At 65.0% G+C, this 22,137-nt stretch carries 16 protein-coding genes and 1 riboswitch; of the genes, 8 read left to right on the plus strand and 8 right to left on the minus strand.

The window, feature by feature from the left end; translation table 11 throughout:
* Window positions 1–64 precede the first annotated feature (64 nt).
* Window positions 65–1,354: a glycosyltransferase gene (locus AC1DYM_RS02935; RefSeq protein ID WP_477335780.1), complete on the minus strand. Its 1,290-nt coding sequence runs from the start codon at window positions 1,352–1,354 to the stop codon at window positions 65–67.
* A gap of 91 nt (window positions 1,355–1,445) precedes the next feature.
* Window positions 1,446–1,664, plus strand: a riboswitch (cobalamin riboswitch).
* Window positions 1,665–1,860: 196 nt separating this feature from the next.
* Between AC1DYM_RS02935 and metE the strand changes: the two genes are divergently transcribed.
* The 5 genes from metE to AC1DYM_RS02960 all read left to right on the plus strand — a co-directional run bounded on the left by metE (window position 1,861) and on the right by AC1DYM_RS02960 (window position 8,366).
* The gene (gene metE / locus AC1DYM_RS02940; protein WP_477335782.1) at window positions 1,861–4,152 is read left to right on the plus strand and encodes a 5-methyltetrahydropteroyltriglutamate--homocysteine S-methyltransferase; all 2,292 of its coding nucleotides are present in this window, start codon (window positions 1,861–1,863) and stop codon (window positions 4,150–4,152) included.
* 199 nt (window positions 4,153–4,351) lie between these two features.
* Complete coding sequence (locus AC1DYM_RS02945) at window positions 4,352–5,608, plus strand: phosphoinositide-specific phospholipase C-related protein (RefSeq protein WP_477335784.1); 1,257 nt, start codon at window positions 4,352–4,354, stop codon at window positions 5,606–5,608.
* Between the two features lie 133 nt (window positions 5,609–5,741).
* Window positions 5,742–6,962, plus strand: coding sequence for a methionine adenosyltransferase (gene metK / locus AC1DYM_RS02950; RefSeq protein ID WP_046967041.1), 1,221 nt, complete (start codon window positions 5,742–5,744; stop codon window positions 6,960–6,962).
* 295 nt (window positions 6,963–7,257) lie between these two features.
* A complete protein-coding gene (locus tag AC1DYM_RS02955; protein ID WP_477335786.1) occupies window positions 7,258–7,785 on the plus strand; it encodes a DUF4142 domain-containing protein in 528 nt (175 codons plus the stop codon).
* Window positions 7,786–7,952: 167 nt separating this feature from the next.
* Window positions 7,953–8,366 (plus strand): hypothetical protein, encoded by a 414-nt coding sequence (locus AC1DYM_RS02960; protein ID WP_477335788.1) that lies wholly within the window; start codon window positions 7,953–7,955, stop codon window positions 8,364–8,366.
* 33 nt (window positions 8,367–8,399) lie between these two features.
* On the opposite strand, the gene AC1DYM_RS02965 is transcribed toward AC1DYM_RS02960, so the two are convergent.
* The 6 genes from AC1DYM_RS02965 to xylA form a co-directional block, all read right to left on the minus strand.
* On the minus strand, window positions 8,400–8,777 hold the full coding sequence (locus AC1DYM_RS02965) for a TIGR03067 domain-containing protein (protein ID WP_477335790.1): 378 nt from the start codon (window positions 8,775–8,777) through the stop codon (window positions 8,400–8,402).
* Between the two features lie 115 nt (window positions 8,778–8,892).
* Complete coding sequence (locus AC1DYM_RS02970; protein WP_477335792.1) at window positions 8,893–10,038, minus strand: sugar ABC transporter permease; 1,146 nt, start codon at window positions 10,036–10,038, stop codon at window positions 8,893–8,895.
* A 38-nt stretch (window positions 10,039–10,076) separates the two neighbouring features.
* On the minus strand, window positions 10,077–11,624 hold the full coding sequence (locus AC1DYM_RS02975) for a xylose ABC transporter ATP-binding protein (protein ID WP_477335794.1): 1,548 nt from the start codon (window positions 11,622–11,624) through the stop codon (window positions 10,077–10,079).
* Window positions 11,625–11,695: 71 nt separating this feature from the next.
* On the minus strand, window positions 11,696–12,709 hold the full coding sequence (gene xylF / locus AC1DYM_RS02980) for a D-xylose ABC transporter substrate-binding protein (RefSeq protein WP_477335796.1): 1,014 nt from the start codon (window positions 12,707–12,709) through the stop codon (window positions 11,696–11,698).
* 29 nt (window positions 12,710–12,738) lie between these two features.
* Complete coding sequence (gene xylB, locus AC1DYM_RS02985) at window positions 12,739–14,244, minus strand: xylulokinase (protein WP_477335797.1); 1,506 nt, start codon at window positions 14,242–14,244, stop codon at window positions 12,739–12,741.
* A 13-nt stretch (window positions 14,245–14,257) separates the two neighbouring features.
* A complete protein-coding gene (gene xylA, locus AC1DYM_RS02990) occupies window positions 14,258–15,574 on the minus strand; it encodes a xylose isomerase (protein ID WP_477335799.1) in 1,317 nt (438 codons plus the stop codon).
* Between the two features lie 115 nt (window positions 15,575–15,689).
* Between xylA and AC1DYM_RS02995 the strand changes: the two genes are divergently transcribed.
* From AC1DYM_RS02995 to AC1DYM_RS03005, 3 genes are read left to right on the plus strand one after another with little or no spacing between them, the layout of a single operon-like run.
* Complete coding sequence (locus AC1DYM_RS02995) at window positions 15,690–16,907, plus strand: XylR family transcriptional regulator (protein ID WP_477335801.1); 1,218 nt, start codon at window positions 15,690–15,692, stop codon at window positions 16,905–16,907.
* A 27-nt stretch (window positions 16,908–16,934) separates the two neighbouring features.
* Window positions 16,935–17,978 carry an aldose epimerase family protein gene (locus tag AC1DYM_RS03000; protein WP_477335803.1) on the plus strand — a complete coding sequence of 348 codons (1,044 nt, stop codon included), beginning with the start codon at window positions 16,935–16,937 and terminating at the stop codon, window positions 17,976–17,978.
* Between the two features lie 29 nt (window positions 17,979–18,007).
* Entirely contained in the window at window positions 18,008–19,888 is a 1,881-nt protein-coding gene (locus AC1DYM_RS03005) for an ATP-binding cassette domain-containing protein (RefSeq protein WP_477335805.1), read from the plus strand.
* A 114-nt stretch (window positions 19,889–20,002) separates the two neighbouring features.
* Here the strand turns inward: AC1DYM_RS03005 and AC1DYM_RS03010 are convergent, their stop codons facing one another.
* Window positions 20,003–21,985 carry a methyl-accepting chemotaxis protein gene (locus tag AC1DYM_RS03010; RefSeq protein WP_477335807.1) on the minus strand — a complete coding sequence of 661 codons (1,983 nt, stop codon included), beginning with the start codon at window positions 21,983–21,985 and terminating at the stop codon, window positions 20,003–20,005.
* Window positions 21,986–22,137 lie beyond the last annotated feature (152 nt).

Here is a 22,137-nt window from a genome sequence, read left to right on the forward strand (position 1 = left end):
ACACAGAGCAACCGCCATGTGGGAGCCGCTCCAGCGGCGATGCTCCTTTCCCGCGGCAGCGGGCCTAGTGATACAGACGCCGCGCAATCGCCTGCTCGATCACGTCAGCCGCGACACGCGCACCGTCCTCCACGCGAATCACCGCCGCTGCACGCTGTGCCCGCGCCGCGACACTCTCGTCCATCAAGAGCCCGCGTAGTTTCGCCGCCGCGACATCAGCGCGATAACGCGACGCCGCCAGCACATCCCCCACGCCGAGACGAACGACGCGCGCCGCATTGTCCGGCTGGTCGAAGCCATGCGGCACGACCAGTTCGGGACAGCCTGCGCGCAACGCTTCCTGCGTCGTGCCGATACCGCCGTGATGAATGACCGCCGCCGCGCGTGCGAACAGTGCACCGTGGGGGGCGTACTCCACCGCCACCACGCCATCGGGCAAGACCCCAGGCAGTCGCTCACGCATCTCAGGCGATCCTGTCAGTAGTACCGCGCGTCGACCCAGGGCCGTGGCGACCGCCATGCTCTCGTGGAGGAAGCTCTCCCCCGCATGCACGGCCGCCGAGCCCAGCGTAAAAACCAGGGGCGCGTCGCCGTCGTCCACGAAGCGGCGGAGGTCTGGAGGAAGCGTGTCGGCGAACGGCGCGTAGCGGCAATACCCCGTCACGACGGTGTGAGCCGGCGAATCCGGTGGGGGCCGACCCAACAGCGGCGAGTACATGGCGAGGACGCCATCGCGCGCGTGCTGTCCGCGATGAAAGGGATCGCCCCAGACCGACACCGGGGCCAGCCCGAGCGATTGCCGGAAGTGTCGTACCGCCTTCGTCCAGGGCGAGGTCACCGTCTCGCCGAGGCGCCGCACCCATGCGCCTCGCCGGGGTGACGTACGCAGGAAGCGATCGAGCCAGTCGATGCCCGTGGCGGGGGGATCGAAGGCCGAGAGAAAGACGGCAGGCGACAGCGCGGCCGATAACCAGGCGATCCGCCGGGTCTCACCGAGGATCTGCCCCGCGAAGGCCAGGGTCGAGGTCACGATCGCATCCGCGTCGGCACAAACGGGCGCGAGCGCCTCGTAACTGCTCGCCACATCGGCCGCGGCAAGGTCGCGCACCACGAAGCGCGGACCGCGCCAGGGATGAAAGGCGCGCGCGGCGAAGGCCGCTTTGTCCTCGGGCTCGGCGATCCCGCTGGCAAGCACGTAGTCCAGCCCGGCCGCAGCGACGGCGTCACGATGGATGCCGTGGGCACCAATCGTCACGCGGTAGCCGCGATGACGCAGCTCCCGACCGACGGCGAGGAAGGGAAAGAGATCGCCCTGCGACCCCACCGTCGCCATCACGATATGTCTTCCGGTCATGCGGCGCTCCAGGGGGATGTCGGCTCATGGTCGCCGTCGGGATGTCGAGGCGATGCATCGCCGCCGATTGACTTTGGGCGTCCATACGGCTAATTTTCCGCCCGTCAGCGGTCTTTATCTCTTTATTCGAATAGAAAGATAAAGCTAAGAGGGAAGCCGGTGGGAATCCGGCGCTGCCCCGCAGCGGTATGTGGAGACGAGCCCGTCACAGGCACTGGATCGGTAACGATCCGGGAAGCGACGGGCAAGGCGGCACCGGCACGGTGCCACATCCACGAGCCCGAAGACCTGCCGCCGACCGGAACGAACGCGCCGTCATGGGCGCGAACGCTCCGTCCGACCTGGATCGCCGTCCCGCAAGGGCGGCATCCGGTTCGCCCGCGGGGGCGAAGGTCGACGGCTAGCCCGCATGACGTCCCCTCACCTGCCGTGCCCCGCGTGGCAGGTGCGTAGGCGTCGGCGCCCAGCCGCCCTTCCCTCCTCTTTGCCACGAAGAGGAATCATCCATGCCACACGTAACGTATCCGGGCTTCCCCCGCATCGGCCGGCGCCGCGAACTCAAGCGCGCTCTCGAGAGCCACTGGAAAGGAGACAGCAGCGCCGACGAACTGCTCGCCGTCGCGCGCGACCTGCGCCAGCGCCACTGGAAGCTTGCCCGCGACGCCGGTGCCGACAGCGTCCCGGTGAACGACTTTTCCCTCTACGACCATGTGCTCGATGCGGCCGTGCTGGTCGACGCGATCCCGCCGCGCTACCGCGCACTCGCATCCCGTAACCCGCTCGCGGGCTACTTCGCCATGGCCCGTGGCCACCAGGACGGCGATGTCGACCTGCATGCCCTCGAAATGACCAAGTGGTTCGACACCAACTACCACTACATCGTGCCGGAACTCGAGGCGGGTCAGCGCTTCGCCGCGCGCCCGGACAAGGTCGTCGCCGAATACCGTGAGGCCCTCGCGGCGGATCACGTGGCACGCCCTGTCCTGCTCGGGCCGGTGAGCTTCCTGCGCTTGTCCAAGACCGTCGACGGCAGCGACCCGCTGGCCTTGCTCGACTCGTTGCTGCCTGCCTGGCTCGGTGTCATCGACGCCCTCGCCTACGCGGGTGCCGACTGGGTGCAGGTGGACGAGCCGACCCTCGTGCTCGATCTGGATGCGCCGTGGCGCGAAGCGTTCCGGCGTACCTATGCCGCGGTGGCCGCACACGGTCGCGTACGCATCCTGCTCGCCACTTACTTCGGCGAACTCGGTGCGAATCTCGAGCTCGCCACGTCGCTACCGGTAGCCGGCCTGCACGTGGACCTCGCTCGCGCGCCCGACCAGCTGGACGCCGTACTCGATGCCTTGCCCGCCGACCGCGTGCTTTCCGCCGGCGTGCTCGATGGCCGCAACATCTGGCTGAGCGACCCGTCGACCATCCTCCCCCGCGTGGACCGCCTGCTCGCGCGCCTCGGCGACGACCGCCTCTGGCTGTCGACCTCGTGTTCCCTGCTGCACGTGCCGATCGACGTCTCCGAAGAAAAACACCTCCCCGCGCACCTGGCCGGATGGTTGTCGTTCGCCCGGCAGAAGATCGCCGAACTGCGTCGCTATGCCGACGCCGTCGCCGGTGATGACGCGGCACGGAAGACCCTGGCCCGGCAGCACGAGATCGTCGCCAGCCGCCAGACCTCCGGCGACGTCGTGCGTGCCGACGTCCGCGCCCGCGTACGTCAGCTGACGCCGCAGTTCGGCCAGCGTCGTTCGGCCTTTTCGTTCCGCGCCGACGTGCAGCGCGAGCGTTTCGGCCTGCCCGATCTGCCGACGACGACCATCGGGTCGTTCCCGCAGACCAACGACCTGCGCATCGCGCGCGCCGCGCATCGCTCGGGCAAGCTGGACGACGACGCGTATGCGGCCATTCTTCGTGACGAAGTGCGCCGTGTCGTGCGCTTCCAGGAAGAGGCCGGCATCGATGTACTGGTGCATGGCGAACCCGAGCGCAACGACATGGTCGAGTACTTCGGCGAGCAGCTGGACGGCTACGTCTTCACCTCGCTCGGCTGGGTGCAGAGCTACGGCTCCCGTTGTGTCAAGCCGCCGATCATCTATGGCGATGTCGCGCGTCCCGCACCGATGACGGTCGCGTGGTCAGCGTACGCCCAGTCGCTCACCGATAAGCCCATGAAGGGCATGCTCACCGGACCGGTGACGATGCTGCAGTGGTCCTTCGTACGCGACGACCTCCCCCGCGCCGATGTGTGCCGACAGATCGCCCTGGCGCTGCGAGACGAAGTGCACGATCTGGAGAAGGCTGGCATCGGCATCGTCCAGATCGACGAACCGGCGCTGCGCGAAGGCCTGCCGCTGCGTCGCGCCGACTGGGACGCGTACCTCGCCTGGGCGGTCGATGCCTTCCGCATCACGGCCGGCGGCGTCAGCGATGCGACCCAGGTGCACACCCACATGTGCTACTCGGAGTTCAACGACATCATCGAGGCGGTCGCCGCGATGGACGCGGACGTCATCTCGATCGAGACCAGCCGCTCGCGCATGGAGCTCCTGGACGCCTTCACCCGGTTTCAGTACCCGAACGGCATCGGCCCCGGCGTCTACGATATCCACTCGCCACGCGTCCCGACCGAAGCCGAAATGGCCGACCTCCTGGCCCGGGCCCTCCAGGTCCTGCGTCCCGACCAGCTCTGGGTGAACCCCGACTGCGGCCTGAAGACCCGCGGCTGGCCGGAGGTTTCCGAGGCCCTGAAGAGCATGGTCGAGGTGGCCAGGGCGGCTCGCGAGAGACTGGCCGTGGCGGTCTGACGCCAAGGCGGCTCCCGCTACCTGGAGAGCCGCCTCCGCCGTTGTGGGAGCCGCTTCAGCGGCGATGAGTTTCCCCGCCCGCGTCAGCGCTCACTGACGCGGGCGCAGGGCAAACCCCGCAGCACATCCACCCCATTCCCTGACGGAGCGAAGGTACACAACCTCATAACCTACGGCCTTCCATCGGAAGGAGCGTCACATGAGGAAGAAAGGAATCGCCCTGCTGCTTGCCCTCGCAAGCACGCAGGCTATCGCGGGGGAGCGCCCGTATGTCCACGATCTGGATCGTCGTTTCGACCAGTACACGTGGGTCACTACCCACAATGCGTTCAATACCTGGGTGCCCTCGAGCCAGAGCAGGAGCATCCCCCAGCAGCTTCGCGACGGCGTGCGCGGCTTGTCGCTGGATCTGCACGAGCACCAGGGCAGGGTCAAGGTCTGCCACGGCTCATGCTCTTTTGCCGGCCAGCCGCTAGCCAAGCATCTCAACGACGAGATCGTTCCCTTCCTTCTAGCCCATCGCCAGGCCATCGTCACGATCCATCTGGAGGACTACGTCTCCTCGGCCGCGCTACGCACCGAGTTGGCAAGGGTCCCCCACCTGGGGGGCCTGACCTTCGACCCGGACAGATGGACGACCCCGGGCTGGCCGACGCTTCGACAGATGATCGCGGCGAATCAGCGATTGCTGATCTTCGATCTGAAATCCGAAAACGCCGGTCGATACACGCTTCCCAGCGGCGTGGCGACCATCATGTCGTCCAGGGCCGGCACGACGGAAAACTACTGGGAGCTGGGCAAGACCATTTTCACGCACGATACCTCGTGCAAGAGCCGTTGGGCCGGCACCCTGGAGCCTGGACAGGTGCAGTTTCGGGGAAAATCGTGGCCCCGCCTGTTCGCCATGAACCATTTCCATGGCGTCGGGGAATCTCTGCATGCAAGGACGGACAACCGGTACGACAAGCTCATGGACCGCGTGTACGGCACCTGTGCCAACGCCGCTCGTCGCCCACCCAATTACATCGTCATCGACCACTATCAGCAAGGCGATGCCTTCGAGCTCGCCGGCGTCCTCAATCAGGGCGGCATCGTCCTGTACGAAGGCAAGAACGCAACCCAGAACATCGTGTGCGGCATTCCCGGCGGCGAGGCGACCACCATCAACTTCAAGAGCGGAAACCGCCGGGGCTGCGAGAACGACGAGGCCCGCTCGGCCCGCCTGTTCGGTTTGCGCGCCGGCACAACCTTCACCGTCTTCGACGCCCCCGATGGAAAGCGATCCGACGATTACACGGTGGTTCGCGTCCTCAAGGACCTCGGAAGCCGCACCGTGACGATTCCCTCGTTCCATACCTCGTACAAGGACGGCTACGTCGACGTGAAGGCCCGGTACCGCAACGGCCTCGACGGCAAGGTTTCACGCGTGAACGTGGTTCCGGCAAGCCCCCGATAGGCGCCGCCGCCTGAACATCCATGCAATCGTCACCCCCGGGGCGTACCCTTCCCCCTGCAAACCCGGCAAAGGCCGTGTATCATGGCGCGCCCCCATTTATCTCTTTATCCGTAAAGAAGGATATATACCCACGATGAGCAACTTCCTCTTCACCTCCGAGTCGGTCTCCGAAGGCCATCCGGACAAAATCGCCGACCAGATCTCCGACGCCGTTCTGGACGCCATCCTGGCCCAGGATCCTCGCGCTCGCGTGGCCTGTGAGACGCTGGTGAAGACCGGCGTCGCCATCGTCGCGGGTGAAATCACCACCAGCGCGTGGATCGACCTCGAAGCGTTGACCCGCAAGGTCATCCTCGATATCGGCTACGACTCCTCCGAAGTCGGCTTCGACGGTGAGACCTGCGGCGTGCTGAACCTCATCGGCAAGCAGTCCCCGGACATCAACCAGGGCGTGGACCGCAAGAAGCCGGAAGAACAAGGCGCTGGCGACCAGGGCCTGATGTTCGGCTATGCCACCAACGAGACCAGCGAATACATGCCGGCGGCGATCCACTACGCCCACCGTCTCGTCGAGCAGCAGACCAAGGTCCGCAAGAAGAAGAACTCGCCGCTGCCGTGGCTGCGCCCGGACGCCAAGAGCCAGGTCACCCTGCGCTATGAGAACGGCGAAGCCGTCGCCATCGACGCCGTCGTGCTCTCGACCCAGCACGATCCGGACGTGAAGCAGAAGGACCTCATCGAAGGCGTGCGCGAGCTGATCCTCAAGCCCGTGCTGCCGGCGAAGCTGCTGCACAAGGGCACCAAGTTCCACATCAACCCGACCGGCAAGTTCGTCATCGGTGGCCCGGTGGGCGATTGCGGCCTGACCGGTCGCAAGATCATCGTCGACACCTACGGCGGCTGGGCCCGTCACGGTGGTGGCGCGTTCTCGGGTAAGGATCCGTCCAAGGTCGATCGTTCGGCCGCCTACGCCGCGCGTTACGTCGCCAAGAACATCGTCGCGGCCGGCCTCGCCGACCGTTGCGAGATCCAGGTCAGCTACGCCATCGGCGTGGCCGAGCCGACCTCGATCTCGGTGACCACCTTCGGCACCGGCAAGATTCCCGACGAGAAGATCGAGAAGCTGATCCGCAAGCACTTCGACCTGCGCCCGTTCGGCATCATCAAGATGCTCGACCTGGTTCACCCGATGTACCAGCAGACCGCATCGAACGGCCACTTCGGCCGCAAGCCCTACGAGGTCACCGACAAGAACGGCAACACGTTCACGGCGTTCTCGTGGGAGAAGACGGACAAGGCCGAGATCCTGCGCGATGCCGCCGGTCTTGGTGTGAAGGCTGTTCGCGCGAAGTAAGCGAACGCGTCTTGAGCCATGAGAAAACGGGCGCCCTCGGGCGCCCGTTTTCGTTTCGGATCCACGACATCGCTACCGACGGTGCCACCCTCCACGTTCACGTAGGCGGCACGGGCGCCGCCGTGGTTCTCCTGCACGGCTTCGGCAACACCCGGGATATGTGGGCGACGCTGGCCAATTCCGGGCATTCCACGCAGGGACCCCATCGTGCGCAATCCCCTGCTTAACCGCGAAGGTCACGGCGACTTCATCGCCCGGATGCGACACCTGAAGGGTCGCTACCGGAGAAGACGCCATGCACCGCACCGTACCCCGTATCCTCGCCACTGCCTTCCTTGCCGCTGCCCTGCCCATGGCGGCCCTGGCCCAGCACACCGATTCCAAGGGTGGCACGCCGACCGACGCCGGCTTCGTCACCAACGCCAGTGGCGCCGGTCTGGCCGAGATCGAAGCCGCGAAACTCGCCGACACCAACGCGGGTTCGGACAAGGTGAAGACCTTTGCCCACCACATCATCGCCGACCACACCAAGGCAGGCGAGGAACTGAAGACCCTCGCTGCCGGTGACCGCGGCTACGCCACGGCCGAATCGCCGCCGCCGGCAAACCAGAAAGACATCGACGCGCTGAAGATGCTCAATGGTGCGGCGTTCGACAAGGAGTTTGCGAAGGTGATGGTCGCCGACCACCAGAAGGCCGTGGCCATCTTCGAAGTCGAAGTGGAGAAGGGTTCGAACAAGGACCTGCAGGCGTTTGCGAAGAAGACGCTGCCGACCCTGAAAGAACATCTGAAGATGGCTCGGGCGTTGAATACCGGTAAGTGATCGCAAGGGCGTGCCATCGCTCATGCGTTTTTCGGATGAGATCAAAGGCGCCGGCCCGTGACTGCCGCAAACGCGTGATATCCCCTACGACGTCCGCTCTATAGGCGGTCGTCGATGGGTAGCCTATCGTGACGCTACGACTACCTCATCGTTTCGAAGGACCGACCATGATGACCTCGTCCATGTCAGTGCGAGCCTTGATAACCTCCCTTATGGGCGTGCTGTGTGCCGGGACGGTTAGCGCATTACCTGTCGACACGGCAGCCAGCACCAGCCATTCCGGCGCCCGCACGGCTGGCGTGGCACGGGGACATGCGACGGTGGGAAGAATGCTTGCCCGAAATATGGACCAGCCGCTCATCGAGTCTTTCACAAACAGCACATCGAGTGAAATGGAGTACTTCCTCGCTAACCAGATATCGCCCGAAGAGCAACGACGACTGCAAAAGCAATTCGACGACTACAACACCAAGCACAATCTCAAGATCCACAGCGGGATGCCGAGCCCTTGCCGCAACGTCTATTGCCCGCGTGACAGCGCGAGTGCCGGTGGAACGGATTTTTGGGGAGCGGGTTACTGACAGCTGCAGAAGAAAATCCCATCGGCGATGCGTTTACCGCGCGCTACGCCGAACGAACCCACGCAACGTCAACCCCGGCGACGTCACGAACTCAACTGGCCGCGGCATGCCTTCATCCCCCGCGATGAAGACGAACGAATCGCCTTCCAGCACATAGCTCGCCGGCAGTAACTTGCCTGCGTCGTCACCCATGCTGTCGATCCAGGTAATCGAGCGCGGGGTGGTGCTGGGGTCAAGGATGAAGCGCCCGGCGAGCAGCAGCTCGCCGCTGGGCAGGTTCACCGCGAAAGTGTCGCCTTTGAAGGTGGTGATCCCGCCGTTGCCGCCGTGGACGTCTGGCGGGTTGATGACGCCGTTTTCTTCGAAGCGGGTCTGGGTCCAGGTGCCCTGGAGGTTTTCTAGGTCGTTCATGGTCTTCCTTGAGGGGTGCGGCCAGCACCCGTTCGCCGATGAATCGGCTCCTACCTGGCAAAGCGCAGCGTGCTCGGTAGGAGCCGATTCATCGGCGATGCTTTTTGGCGGGCGATCAGCCGTTGCGGTTGGAACCGGAGAGTACGTCGACCCACACGGCGAGGACGAGGATCACGCCCTTGATGATCATCTGCCAGGAGTTGTCGACGTCCATCAGCTGCATGCCGTTATCGAGGCTGGCCATGACCAGGGCGCCGATCAGCGCACCGTAGACCGTGCCCGAGCCGCCGCGCATGGACGTGCCACCGATGAAGCAGGCCGAGATCGCGTCCAGCTCGCCGCCCGTACCGGCGGACGGGGAACCCGAACCGGTGCGCGCCACGGTGATGATGCCGGCGAAGGCACACATGAGACCCATGATGGCGAATACGACGAGCTTGACGCGTGCCACGTTGACGCCGGAAAGGCGCGTGGCTTCCATGTTGCCGCCGACGGCATAAATGTGCCGGCCGAACACCGTCTGGGTAGAGACGTAGGTGAACACGGCGAGCAGGCCGAGCAGGATCATCACCGGGATGGGGATGCCATTGGCGTCGTTGAGCATGCGCACGAACCCGAAGATGAAGGCACCCACCGCCACCATCTTCGCGACATCGACCCACAACGCGGCCTGCTGCAGACCGAGCTTTCCGCGGCGTACGCGACGACGTCCGGTCAAGGCGACCATGGCCAGGAAGATCAGGCCGCCGATCCACACCGACACGCTCGGCGGAACGAAGCCCTGGCCGATCGTGATCAGGTTGTCCGGCGCGGGAGCGATGGTGGAGCTGCCCGTGATGTAGAGCACGATGCCGCGGAAGGCGAGCATGCCGCCCAGGCCGACGATGAACGAAGGCACCCGCAGCTTGGTGACGATGTAACCGTTCAATCCGCCGATCAGCAGGCCGAGAACGAGCACGGCGCCGATCGACGGCCACGTTCCCCAGCCCTGATTGACCGTGAGGATCGCAACCACGCCGCCGAGCAGGCCGAGCTGCGAGCCGATCGAGAGATCGATTTCACCGGCGATGATGACGAAGACCATGCCGCAGGCGAGCATGCCGGTGATCGCCATCTGTCGGAACAGATTGGAGAGATTGCCCGGCGTGACAAAGGCCGCGTCGGTCTTGATGTGGAAGAACACCCAGATGATCGCAACGGCGATGAGCAGCGCGAGGATCTTGTAACGGACGAACAGTTGCTGGATTTGCTGCGACTGCATGGAGGAGCTTCCTGGTATCGCGTGAAGTGGTGGGAGGATCAGGCCGCGTGCGCCGGACCTTCGGCGGCATGCGAGATGGCGGCGGCAAGCACCTGCTCCTGTGTCAGCCCGACGTTCTTGAAGTCACCGCGCAGCTTGCCTTCGCCGACGACGAGAACGCGATCGCTCACGCCGAGCACCTCGGGCATTTCCGAAGAGACCATGATGATCGCGACGCCCTTGGACGCCAGTTCGAACATCAGCTTGTAGATGTCGTACTTGGAGCCGACATCGACGCCACGAGTGGGTTCGTCGAGGATCAGCACCTTGGGACCGGGCAGCAGCATCTTGGTCAGCACGGCCTTCTGCTGGTTGCCGCCGGACAGGCCCATGATGGCGAGTTCCGGGCTTGCCGTCTTGACCCGCAGACGCTTGATCTCGGTCTCGACCACCTGGAGTTCCGCCTGACGATCGATCTGGCCGGCGTGCGCATAGTGCGACAAGGTGGCCAGGGTGATGTTGTCGCCCACGCCCAGGAGGGGAACGATGCCCTGGCGCTTGCGATCTTCCGGCACGAGCGAAAGGCCCGCCTTGATCGCCTGCTCGGGACTCTTGATCTTGATCGGCTTGCCTTCGAGGACCAGCTCGGCCTCGGAACGACCCGGGTAGGCACCGAAGATCGCCGAGACCAGCTCGGTACGACCCGCGCCGACGAGCCCCGCGATGCCGAGGATCTCGCCGCGGCGCACTTCGAAGGAAATGTCGTCGACACGCTTGCGGTTCGGATTGGCCACGTCCCAACAGGTCACGTGCTTCGCTTCGAAGATCACCTCACCGATGTCGTGGTCCACCTTCGGGAACAGGTTTTCGATATCGCGGCCGACCATCGCCGTGATGATCGAGTGCGTGGTCATCTCGCTCATCGGCTTGGTGACGATGTGCTTGCCGTCGCGGATCACGGTCACCGTGTCGCAGACGCGCGCCACTTCCTCGAGCTTGTGCGAGATGTAGACGCAGGCCACGCCCTCCTTCTTGAGGTCCTCGATGATCGACAGCAGGGTGTCGGTCTCGGAAGAGGTCAGCGAGGAGGACGGCTCGTCGAGAATCAGCAGGCGTGCGTTCTTGGCCAGCGCCTTGGCGATCTCGAACAGCTGCTGATAGCCGCCACCGTAGTTCATCACGGGCGCCGCAACGTTGACGTCCTTCAGCTTGAGCCGGGCAAGCAGGGCATCGGCCTTCGCGTACATCGCGTCGAAGTCCATCACGCCGCCGAACTTGCGGATCTCGTTGCCGAGGAAAATGTTCTCGGCCACGGAGAGCTGCGGAACCAGCATCAGCTCCTGGTGGATGATCACGATACCGGCATCCTCGCTGTCGCGCACCGAGTGCGCGCGCAGGGGCTTGCCGTCAAAAAGAATTTCGCCTTCCCAGGTGCCGTAGGGATACACACCGGACAGGACTTTCATCAGGGTCGACTTGCCGGCGCCATTTTCGCCGCACAGGCCGACGCATTCGCCTGGACGAACCGCCAGGTCGATGCCATTGAGCGCGCGCACGCCGGAAAATTCCTTGACGATCTGGCGCATCTCGAACAGGTATTCGCTCACCGATATTTCCTTTAGCAGGACGACGCCCCGCCATCCGGCGGGGCGTCGTCGATCTTACGCTAACGCTTCGCTTACGGGCCGACCTGGGCCTGGGTGTAGAAACCGTCCTTCACCACGAGGTCGACGTTCTGCTTGGTCAGCAGGGTCGGGGTGAGCAGGATGGTGTTGATATCGCCCTTGCCGTTGTTCATCTTGGAGGTGAACTTCGGCGCGGTGCCTTGGGCAAGGTCGATAGCCAGGTTGGCGGCGTCCGTGGCGATCGTCTTGATCGGCTTGTAGACCGTCATGGTCTGCGTACCGGCCTTGATGCGCTTGATGGCGGCAAGATCCGCATCCTGGCCCGACACGGCGACCTTGCCGGCCAGCTTCTGGCCGTTGAGGGCGGCGATGGCGCCACCGGCGGTGCCGTCGTTCGAGGCGACGATGCCCTGGATGTTGTTCTTGTTCGCGGTCAGCGCGTTCTCGATGATCGACTGAGCGTTCGAGGCGAGCCACTCGTTCGTCCACTGCTGGCCGACGATCTTGATGTCGCCCTTGTCGACCAGCGGCTTGAGGACCTTCATCTGGCCTTCGCGAAGGATCTTCGCGTTGTTGTCGGTCGGCGCGCCGCCGAGCAGGAAGTAGTTACCCTTCGGTGCGGCGTTGACCACGCCCTGGGCCTGCATCTGGCCGACCTTGTCGTTGTCGAACGAGATGTAGGCATCGACATCGGCATTGAGGATCAGGCGGTCGTACGAGATCACCTTGATACCGGCCTTCTTCGCTTCGGCGACCACGGTGGTGAGCGTCTTGGCGTTGAACGGCACGATGACGATGACGTCGACCTTGCGCGAGATCAGGTTCTCGATCTGCTGGATCTGCTTCTGCTCGTTGGCATCGGCGGACTGCACCGAGACGGTGCCACCCTTGGCTTCGACGGCAGCCTTGAAGTAGTCGCGGTCCTTCGTCCAACGCTCGACGCGAAGATCGTCGATGGAGAAGCCGATGACCGGTTTTTCCTTGCTTGCATGCGCCTGCGGAGCGGCGAAAACGCCTGCGGCGATCATCGATACGGCCAGCACCGTGTGTAGAGCCTTCTGCTTCATGCTTATCTCCGTGCTTATGGAATCGCCCTTCAGGAAGGGCGGAAATCGTCGCCGTGAACGGCGTCGGTAGTCAGGGACTTCAACTGTTCGTAGGTACGGCGGAACAGAGGGTGGCGCGTTTGCAGAAAATAAGCATGACGCGCTGCATCGGGCTCGTACGTCGCCGTCACGGCAGGCATCGGGCAGACCTCCTCCAGCGTGGCCTGCGGATCCACCGCGAGATGGGCCAGGCGGGCTGCGCCGAGTGCCGGGCCGACCTCGCCACCGCTGCGAAGGACCAGGCGCTTGCCCAGGATGTCGGCCAGCATGCGAATCCAGTACGCACTGCGTGAGCCGCCACCGATGACCGTGATCTCCTCGGCGACCAGTCCGGTGGATTCCACCGCGAGCAGGCCGTCCAGCAGACCCAGTCCGACACCTTCGAGCGTGGCGTTGGCCAGATCGGCGCGATCGGTCTCGGGACCCAGTCCCGTGAAGGAGCCGCGGGCATGGGCGTCGTTGTGCGGCGTGCGCTCACCCGTGAGGTACGGCAGGAACATCGGGCCATCGGGCTTGAGGCCACGCGCTTCGGCTTCGGCGAGCAGGGCCGGCACGTCTTTCTGGCCGGTCAGGCGCGCCGTGAAGTCCAGGCAGCTGGCGGCGTTGAGCATCACCGACATGAGATGCCAGGTGTCGGGCAAGGCGTGACAGAAGCTGTGCACGGCCTGTTCCGGACTGGAGCGGAAACCGTCGGACACGGCGAAGTAGACGCCCGACGTGCCCAGCGAAAGCATGGCTTGACCATCCCGGACGATACCGACGCCCACCGCACCAGCCGCGTTGTCACCACCACCCGCCGCGACCGGCACCGTATCCATACCCCAGCGCTCGGCCAGCTCCTTACGCAGCCGCCCTGCGGCTTGGCTGCCCTCGAACACCTGCGGCATGTGCGAGCGATCGAGCCCCGTGGCCGCCAGCATGGCGTCGCTCCACTGGCGCTTGGCGACATCCAGCCAGAGCGTACCGGCGGCGTCGGAGGCATCGGTCATGTACTCGCCGGTGAGCAGCAGGCGCAGGTAATCCTTCGGCAGCAGGACCTTGGCGATGCGGCTGAACACGTCGGGCTCGTGCTTGCGCACCCAGGCCAGCTTGGGCGCCGTGAAGCCCGGCATGGCCAGGTTGCCGGTGATCTCGCGGAAGCCCGGGACCTTTTCGAGTTCGGCGCATTCGACGTCCGAGCGGCCGTCATTCCAGAGAATGGCCGGTCGCAGGATGGTGTCGGACGCATCGAGCAGGGTGGCGCCGTGCATCTGCCCCGAAAGGCCAATGGCCGCCACACGGCGGGCATCGGTTCCTTTGAGAACTTCCGCAACGGCGGCCTCGGTCGCCGACCACCAGGTCGCCGGGTCCTGCTCGGACCAGCGTGGCCGGGGATGGGATACCTCGAGCGGACTGGTGGCGCTGGCGCGCACCTCTCCCGCGTCGTCGACGAGCACCGCCTTGACGGAGGAGGTGCCGAGGTCGATACCGAGGTACATGCGTTCCGAAGCTTCCATGTCGGGTCTCATATCACCCATAGATATAGCGGTTGACGATGTTCTCGAGCAACTCCTGACCACCCGACACGTGCTTCGGATGGATGTCGCGGGAGAGTGCCTCATCCGCCAGCGAGGCCAGCGTGAAGCCGCCCTGCAGGATCTTGCTGCCGAAGTCCGCATCCCAGCCGGCGTAGCGCTTGGCCTTGAAGTCGGCCAGGGCATCGCGCTCGATCATCTTCGCGGCGCGTTCCAGGCTCAGCGCCAGCGCGTCGATCGCGCCGATATGGCCGTGGAAGAGGTCTTCCGGCGCGCTGCTCTGGCGACGGACCTTGGTATCGAAGTTGTAGCCGCCCGTGGTGAAGCCGCCGGCCTTGAGGATCTCGTAGGTGACCAGGGTCAGCTCTTCGACGCTGTTCGGGAACTGGTCGGTATCCCAACCGTTCTGCGGATCGCCGCGGTTGGCATCGATCGAACCGAACAGGCCCAGGGCGATCGAGGTGGCGACCTCGTGCTGGAACGAGTGACCGGCGAGCGTAGCGTGGTTGGCCTCGAGGTTGGTCTTGACCTCGTTCTCCAGGCCGAAGTCCTTCAGGAAGCCGTAGACCGTGGCGCTGTCGTAGTCGTACTGGTGCTTGGTCGGCTCCTGCGGCTTCGGTTCGATCAGGATCGTGCCCTTGAAGCCGAGCTTGTGCTTATGTTCCACGACCATCTGGAAGAAGCGACCGAGCTGGTTGCGCTCGCGCTTGAGGTCGGTGTTGAGCAGGGTCTCGTAGCCTTCGCGGCCACCCCACAGCACATAGTTGGCGCCGCCGAGGCGATGCGTGGCTTCCATGGCGTGGCGGACCTGGGTCGCCGCATAGGCGAACACTTCCGGCTGCGGGTTGGTCGCGGCGCCGGCGGCGTAGCGCGGGTTGCTGAACACGTTGGCCGTGCCCCAGAGCAGCTTCACACCGGTCTCGGCCTGCTTCTTCTCGAGCACGTCGACCATCGCGGCGAAGTTGTTCTTGTACTCGGCGAGGTTGGCGCCTTCCGGCGCCACATCGGTGTCATGGAAGGTATAGAACGGGGTGCCCAGGCGGCTGAAGAAATCGAACGCTGCCTCGGCCTTTTCGCGGGCCTTTTCCATCGGGTCGCCGGCGGTATGCCAGGGGCGATCGAAGGTGCCGGCGCCGAACACGTCCGAACCCGGCCAGACGAAGGTGTGCCAGTAGCACACCGCCAGGCGGAGGTGCTCGGCCATGCTCTTGCCGAGGACCTGCTTCTTGGCGTCGTAGTGGTGGAACGCCAGCGGGTTGTCCGAGCCGGCGCCTTCGAAGGCGATCTTGGGGATGTTGGAAAAGTACGACATAACAATTCCTTGACGAACGTGGGAACGAATCCCGTCGATCCTGCCGATCCGGGGCCATGCGGCGCAATTGCGATTTCAATCGCCGTTCCCGTGGTTTTCTTTGCCGCGGTGCGTCATGACCGGTTTAACGGATGGCGTGGTAATTTCCCCGGTCATGGCACCCCATCGCATCGCCCTTCTGTTCAACGCGAACAAGGTTTATGACCGCCAGGTCATCGCCGGCATTGGGCATTACCTCAACAGCACGCGCGTCGAGTGGGATCTCTTCATGGAAGAGGACTTCCGCAGCCGCATGCGTGACATCGGCCAGTTCCGCGGCGATGGCGTCATCGCCGACTTCGACGACCCCGAAGCCCATGAAACGCTGGTCGACCTGCACATCCCGGTCGTCGCCGTCGGCGGGTCGTACCACGATCCGGCCAACTACCCGGCCGAAGTGCCGTACATCGCCACCGACAACGCCCGGCTCATCCGCCTCGCCTACGACCACCTGATCGAGCAGGGCCTCACCCGCTTCGCCTTCTACGGCTTGCCGCCGCACCCGACCAGCCGTTGGGCGCACGAGCGCGAGCACGCCTTCCGCGCGATCGTCGCGGAGGAGTCGGTCGAGGGCCTGGTCTACCAGGGCTCGCCGACCAGTGCCGGCGGCTGGGGACAGGCCGTCGAGGAACTGGTCACCTGGCTGGCCGAGCTGCCCAAACCGATCGGTATCGTCGCCGTGACCGATGCACGCGCCCGTCAGCTGCTGCAGGCGTGCGTCATGGGCGGCATCGCCGTGCCGGAGCAGATCGCCATCGTCGGCATCGACAACGATCCCATGGCCCAGCTGCTCACGCGCATCCCGCTCACCTCGGTGATCCAGGGCGCGGAGGAAATGGGGCGCACGGCCGCCCATCTGCTGCACCAGATGCTGCGCGGCATGGACTGCGCCGGCACGCGCGTCCTGGTACCGCCGGTGGGCATCAACGTGCAGGCGTCGAGCAAGTTCCATCCGATACGCAGCCCGCACGTCATGCGCGCCAGCCATTACATCCGCCAGTACGGCTGTCTCGGCATCAAGACCGAGCAGGTCGCCGACTACGTCGGCGTATCGCGCACGGTGCTCGAAGAACACTTCAAGCGCGAGCTCAAGCAGACCGTGCATCAGGTGATCCTCACGCACAAACTCGATACCGCCTGCGACCTCATCGCGAATTCGGATGTGCCCCTGGCCGATATCGCGCTGCGTTGTGGCTTCACCTCGTTGCAATACATGTATGCGGTATTCCGGCGCGAGTACGACTGTACGCCACGCCAATACCTCGACCTTCATCGCAAGACGGCGGCAACCTGACCGTTGCCCGCAGGGACCGCTTTATCCATGCCCGTATCCAATGCCACCGCCTGGGGACAGCTTCCCGACGGCCGACCGCTCCACCGCTGGACCCTGCGCAACGCGAGCGATGCGCAGATCGACATCACCGATCTGGGCAGCACCCTGCTTTCCTGGCAATCGTCCGATCGCCAGGGCCGCATGGGCGACGTGCTGCTCGGCCATGCCACGGCACAGCAGTACCTCGACTCGAATGCGTACATGGGCGCCATCGTCGGCCGCTGGGCGAACCGCATACGCGGCGGTCGTTTCCGCCTCGACGGCATCGACTACAAGGTGGACCGCAACGATGGCGGCAACCATCTGCATGGCGGCCAGGACGGCTTTCATCTGCAGCGCTGGGACGTGGAACCGGACGGTGATTCGCTGGTGATGCGGCTGGTCTCGCCCGAAGGCGACGGTGGCTTTCCCGGCGAGGTGCACGTGGAACTCCGCTGTCGTTTCGACGACGACGGCACGCTGGACCTGCAATACGAAGCGACCTCGGATGCGCCGACGCCGTTGAGCCTCACGGCCCACCCCTACTTCAATCTCAACGACCGGCGTCCGGATATCCGCGACCACGTGATCCGCATCGACGCGGACGAGTTCCTCGCCATCGACGCGGGGGCGATCCCCGTCGGTCGCCAGCATGTAGCGGGCACGGCGTTCGACTTCCGCGACGCCGCACCCATCGGTTCGCGCCTGCACTGGCCCGACCCGCAGCTGCGCCTGGTCGGCGGCTTCGACCATTGCTACATCCCGCGCCCGCCGACCGGCTCGGCGCTGCGGACCGTGGCCGTGGTAAACGAGCCCTCCAGCGGCCGTCGCCTGACCGTTGAGACCGACCGTCCTGGCCTGCAGTTCTACAGCGGGCAGAAGCTCACCGGTCAGCCCAGCCGTGGTGCAGACCCCTACGGACCCTTTGCCGGCTTCGCACTGGAGACCCAGGCCTTCCCCGACCAGGTCAACAGCCCCGAGTTTGAGGGGGCCATCCTGCGACCCGGCGTTATCTGGCGCCAGCACACCCGTTACCGGGTCGACACCGCCTGAAGGGCCTCCTGGGCAGGTAGAATGGGCGGATGTCCCTTATCCAACTGCTCAACGTCGACTACAGCGTCGGCGGCCCGCTCCTGCTCGAACAGGTCAATCTTTCCCTCGATGCCGGCGAGCGCGTCTGCATCGTCGGGCGCAACGGCGCCGGAAAGTCCACCCTGCTCAAGCTGATCGCCGGCGAAATCCACGCCGACGACGGCGAGATCCGCCTGCAGGGCGGCACCCGCATCGCCCGCCTGACCCAGGAAGTGCCTCAGGACACCACCGGCAGCGTGTTCGATGTCGTGGCCGACGGGCTTGGCGAGTTGGGACACCTGCTCGCCCGCTACCATCACGCCCTCGAAGAAGGCGACATGGACGCGCTGGGCGAGGTCCAGACAAAGATCGAGGCGCTCAATGCCTGGGACCTCGAATCCCGCGTGGAACAGGTGATCGAACGGCTCGAGCTGCCGGCGGACACCGACTTCGCCGACCTCTCCGGCGGCATGAAGCGCCGCGTGCTGCTCGGCCAGGCGCTGGTGCGGGATCCGAACCTGCTCCTGCTCGACGAGCCGACCAACCACCTCGACATCGAGGCGATCGCCTGGCTCGAAACCTTCCTGAAGAACTTCAGCGGCAGCATCGTCTTCATCACCCATGACCGCAGCTTCCTGCGTTCGCTGGCCACGCGCATCGTCGAGATCGACCGCGGCAACGTGACCAGCTGGCCGGGCGACTACGACAACTACCTGCGCCGTCGCGAAGAGCGCCTGCACGCGGAAGCCCAGGCCGTCGCGCACTTCGATCGCAAGCTGGCCCAGGAAGAAGTCTGGATCCGCCAGGGCATCAAGGCACGCCGCACCCGCAACGAGGGCCGCGTGCGCGCGCTGAAGGCGCTGCGCAACGAGCGCGCCGAGCGGCGCGAACAGTCGGGCACGGCCAAGATCACGCTTGCCGTCGCGCAGGCAGGCGGACGCAAGGTCGTCGACGCCAAGAACGTCACGCAGGCCTATGGCGGCCGCACGCTGCTCGACGACATTTCAACGACGATCATGCGTGGCGACCGGGTCGGCATCATGGGTCCCAACGGCGCGGGCAAGTCCACGCTGCTGAAGATCCTGCTCAGCGAACTCAAGCCGCAGCAGGGTGAAGTGACCCTGGGCACCGGCCTGCAGATCGCCTACTTCGACCAGCATCGTTCCACGCTGGACGACAGCCTGAACGCGCTGGACAACGTGGCCGAAGGCCGCGAGTACATCGAGCTCAACGGCCAGCGCAAGCACATCATCGGTTACCTGCAGGATTTCCTGTTCTCGCCGGAGCGCGCGCGTGCGCCGATCACCCGTCTCTCGGGCGGCGAGCGTAACCGCCTGCTGCTGGCCAAACTGTTCGCCCAGCCGTCCAACCTGCTGGTGATGGATGAGCCGACCAACGACCTCGACGTGGAAACGCTGGAGCTGCTCGAAGAGCTGCTCGGCGACTACACCGGGACGCTGCTGCTGGTGTCCCATGACCGTGACTTCATCGATAACGTCGTGACCAGCACGCTGGTACTCGAAGGCAATGGCCAGGTCGGCGAATACATCGGCGGCTACAGCGAGTGGCTGCGTCAGAAGCCGATCATCGCCGAAGCGCGTGCGGCCAACGCGAAGAGCGCGCCTGCTCCCGTCGCCGCACCCACGCCGGCGTCGACGCCGATCGCGGCAGCGAAGAAGAAGCTCTCGTTCAAGGAACAGCGCGAGCTCGATCTGCTGCCCGCGAAGCTGGAACAGCTCGAAGCGGAGATCGCCAAACGCACCGCGGCGATGAACGACCCGAAGTATTTCCAGCAGGATGCCGCGGCGATCACGCGTGGCAACGAGGAGCTGGCCAAGGTGCAGGCCGAGCTGGATACGGCGTTTGCTCGGTGGGAAGAGCTGGAAGGCTGAAACGTTGTCGCTAGCACCCAATCGCCGATAAATCGGCTCCCACAAGAGCAGCACAGCTCTCTGTGGGAGCCGATGTTCTCTGTCGGAGCCGATTCATCGGCGATGCTCTTGGGCCTACAACCGAAACACTTCCACGACCCGCGCCAGCTCGCCCGCCTGATCCTCCAGGCTCTTCGCCGCGGCAGCCGCCTCTTCGACGAGCGCCGAATTCTGCTGGGTCGAATCGTCCATGCGCGATACGGCGTGGTTGATCCGGCCGATCTGGTCGGACTGATCGTTCGTCGCACGGCTGATGTTGCCCATCAGGTCGGCCACATCGCGAATGCGACCGAGCACGGTCGTCATGTTGCGACCCGCTTCGGTCACCAGGCCGTGACCGGCGTCGACCTGCTCCACCGACTCGGTGATCAGCGATTCGATTTCCTTCGCCGCCGTCGCGCTGCGCTGGGCAAGGTTGCGAACCTCCTCGGCCACCACGGCGAAGCCCCTGCCCTGCTCACCGGCGCGCGCTGCTTCGACCGCTGCATTCAGCGCCAGGATGTTGGTCTGGAAGGCGATGCCGTTGATGATGCCGATGACGTCGGCAATGCGCTGGGCCGAGGCCTGGATGCCGTTCATCGCCTCGACGGCGCCCTGCATCGCACTCGCCTCCTGCTGCACGGCGATGCTGGCGTGCTCGGCCAGCGTGCTGGCCCGCGCCGCATTGCCGGCGTTGTCGCGCACCGTACGCGTCAGCTCGTCCAGGCTCGATGCGGTCATCTGTAATTCGTGCGCCTGGGTTTCGGTGCGCGTGGACAGATCAGCGTTGCCCGCGGCGATCTCGGACGTGCTTCCCGCCATGCTCGCTGCCGCTTTGCGCACGGATCGGGCGATGTCGCCGAGCCCGTCGCCGATGCCATCGATGGAACGCATCAGCTGGCCGATCTCGTCGCCGCGCGTGGTCTGAAGGCGTGCCGTAAGGTCGCCCTCGGCCAACCGCCGGGCAGCTTCGACCGCATGCGACAGCGGTCGCGTGATGCGCGCCCGGATCGCGATGAAGAGCAGCAGGCAAAGCACGCCGACCATGCCGATGGCCGTACCGATGGCCACCATGCGCAGGTGCCTCACCGGTCCGTAAAGTTCATCCATGTCCACCGTGCCGGCGACCAGCCAGCTCCAGGCGGGATCGGTGGCATACATGGCCAGGCGATCCACCGTGCGGCCGTCCACGCTCACGCGGTAACGCAACTCGCCGTGCTTGCCCGACAGCATGCGACCGAAGACCGGCTGGCCATCGACATCCATCACCTTCAGCGCAGCGCCGTCGGCCCTGGCTGCGACGTCCTTCGTCATCGGGTCGACGATGAACGTACCGTATCGCTTGCCGGCGCTCGCATCGACGACGGAGTAGTAGCCGCTCTGGCCGATGTGGATCGAAGCGATCTCCTGCGAGAGATTGGCCATCTCGCTGGCGATCTCGACGCCGACGAACCACGCGCCCACGACGTTACCGGATGCATCGTGGATCGGCTCGTAACGAGTGATGTACGGGCGATCGAACAGGACGGCAGGGCCGCCATACGACTTGTTGGACAAGAGCTGCGGAAACGCCGGGTGGGCATGGTCGATGGACGTGCCGACTGCGCGCGATCCGTCTTCCTTCTTCAGCGACGTGCTGACCCGGATGAAATCCGGCCCGTCGCGGACGAACAGGGTCGCCACGACATGCGCACGCGTGGAAAACTCGTCGACCTGGGCGAAATCGCCGTTGATCGCCTTGCCGTCATGCAGCAGGGTGGGAACGGTGTGCCCACCCATCATCACGCGGTGCTTGTCGTCTACCGATAAGCTGCCGGGGTAATAGCTCTCGAACAGGCTGAGGAAGCGATCGGACTCGGCGAGCAGGGCGCCGCTGAACGTGTTCACCGTGGCGATGATGGCCCGGTTGCCGCGCTCGAGATCGGCACGGGCCCGCGTCTCCAGCTCCCGCGAGACCATGGTGGTCACCACGATGGTCAACGCCGCGACGCCGAGCGCCACGATGCCGACCACGAGCAGGGTGAGGCGCGCGCCCACGCTCATGCTGCGCGCCGCGGCGCGATGGAAAATGCTGTTCATACGGAGCCTTGTGCCAGGTCATCGGGCACCGCTTGCGGGTGCCCCTACACCGGCGTTTTCGGCAGCGCGCGCGCAGACTTTAGGCGTTGGCACGCATTCTCTTTACCTGGTGAGACGGCGCGCCGCGCCGCCTCACCCTTTTTGTATGGCAA

The sequence above is a fragment of the Luteibacter sp. P1_D3 genome, assembly GCF_056406135.1.

Coding starts and splice junctions, on each gene's coding strand:
- metE (WP_477335782.1), top strand. CDS start 1,861: ATGCCACACGTAACGTATCCGGGCTTCCCCCGCATCGGCCGGCGCCGC.
- AC1DYM_RS02935 (WP_477335780.1), bottom strand. CDS start 1,354: ATGACCGGAAGACATATCGTGATGGCGACGGTGGGGTCGCAGGGCGAT.
- AC1DYM_RS02995 (WP_477335801.1), top strand. CDS start 15,690: ATGACCGGTTTAACGGATGGCGTGGTAATTTCCCCGGTCATGGCACCC.
- AC1DYM_RS02970 (WP_477335792.1), bottom strand. CDS start 10,038: ATGCAGTCGCAGCAAATCCAGCAACTGTTCGTCCGTTACAAGATCCTC.
- AC1DYM_RS02955 (WP_477335786.1), top strand. CDS start 7,258: ATGCACCGCACCGTACCCCGTATCCTCGCCACTGCCTTCCTTGCCGCT.
- xylB (WP_477335797.1), bottom strand. CDS start 14,244: ATGGAAGCTTCGGAACGCATGTACCTCGGTATCGACCTCGGCACCTCC.
- AC1DYM_RS03000 (WP_477335803.1), top strand. CDS start 16,935: ATGCCCGTATCCAATGCCACCGCCTGGGGACAGCTTCCCGACGGCCGA.
- AC1DYM_RS03005 (WP_477335805.1), top strand. CDS start 18,008: ATGTCCCTTATCCAACTGCTCAACGTCGACTACAGCGTCGGCGGCCCG.
- AC1DYM_RS03010 (WP_477335807.1), bottom strand. CDS start 21,985: ATGAACAGCATTTTCCATCGCGCCGCGGCGCGCAGCATGAGCGTGGGC.
- AC1DYM_RS02960 (WP_477335788.1), top strand. CDS start 7,953: ATGATGACCTCGTCCATGTCAGTGCGAGCCTTGATAACCTCCCTTATG.
- xylA (WP_477335799.1), bottom strand. CDS start 15,574: ATGTCGTACTTTTCCAACATCCCCAAGATCGCCTTCGAAGGCGCCGGC.
- xylF (WP_477335796.1), bottom strand. CDS start 12,709: ATGAAGCAGAAGGCTCTACACACGGTGCTGGCCGTATCGATGATCGCC.
- metK (WP_046967041.1), top strand. CDS start 5,742: ATGAGCAACTTCCTCTTCACCTCCGAGTCGGTCTCCGAAGGCCATCCG.
- AC1DYM_RS02965 (WP_477335790.1), bottom strand. CDS start 8,777: ATGAACGACCTAGAAAACCTCCAGGGCACCTGGACCCAGACCCGCTTC.
- AC1DYM_RS02945 (WP_477335784.1), top strand. CDS start 4,352: ATGAGGAAGAAAGGAATCGCCCTGCTGCTTGCCCTCGCAAGCACGCAG.